The 1,022-nt window shown below is 51.9% G+C and carries 1 rRNA gene; it reads left to right on the top strand.

Going from position 1 to position 1,022, the window contains the following annotated elements:
- Nucleotides 1-10: 10 nt before the first annotated feature.
- A 16S ribosomal RNA gene (locus tag O3297_RS28755) occupies nucleotides 11-1,022 on the top strand; the annotation flags it as partial.

Below are 1,022 nucleotides of genomic sequence, written 5' to 3'. Positions count from 1 at the left end.
AACAGAGATTAAACTGAAGAGTTTGATCCTGGCTCAGATTGAACGCTGGCGGCATGCCTTACACATGCAAGTCGAACGGCAGCACGGAGCTTGCTCTGGTGGCGAGTGGCGAACGGGTGAGTAATATATCGGAACGTACCCTAGAGTGGGGGATAACGTAGCGAAAGTTACGCTAATACCGCATACGATCTAAGGATGAAAGTGGGGGATCGCAAGACCTCATGCTCGTGGAGCGGCCGATATCTGATTAGCTAGTTGGTAGGGTAAAAGCCTACCAAGGCATCGATCAGTAGCTGGTCTGAGAGGACGACCAGCCACACTGGAACTGAGACACGGTCCAGACTCCTACGGGAGGCAGCAGTGGGGAATTTTGGACAATGGGCGAAAGCCTGATCCAGCAATGCCGCGTGAGTGAAGAAGGCCTTCGGGTTGTAAAGCTCTTTTGTCAGGGAAGAAACGGTGAGAGCTAATATCTCTTGCTAATGACGGTACCTGAAGAATAAGCACCGGCTAACTACGTGCCAGCAGCCGCGGTAATACGTAGGGTGCAAGCGTTAATCGGAATTACTGGGCGTAAAGCGTGCGCAGGCGGTTTTGTAAGTCTGATGTGAAATCCCCGGGCTCAACCTGGGAATTGCATTGGAGACTGCAAGGCTAGAATCTGGCAGAGGGGGGTAGAATTCCACGTGTAGCAGTGAAATGCGTAGATATGTGGAGGAACACCGATGGCGAAGGCAGCCCCCTGGGTCAAGATTGACGCTCATGCACGAAAGCGTGGGGAGCAAACAGGATTAGATACCCTGGTAGTCCACGCCCTAAACGATGTCTACTAGTTGTCGGGTCTTAATTGACTTGGTAACGCAGCTAACGCGTGAAGTAGACCGCCTGGGGAGTACGGTCGCAAGATTAAAACTCAAAGGAATTGACGGGGACCCGCACAAGCGGTGGATGATGTGGATTAATTCGATGCAACGCGAAAAACCTTACCTACCCTTGACATGGCTGGAATCCTCGAGAGATTG

The organism is Janthinobacterium sp. SUN128 (genome assembly GCF_030587275.1).
GTDB classification, from domain to species: domain Bacteria; phylum Pseudomonadota; class Gammaproteobacteria; order Burkholderiales; family Burkholderiaceae_D; genus Janthinobacterium; species Janthinobacterium lividum.
This window is presented reverse-complemented; position numbering and strand designations above follow the sequence as displayed.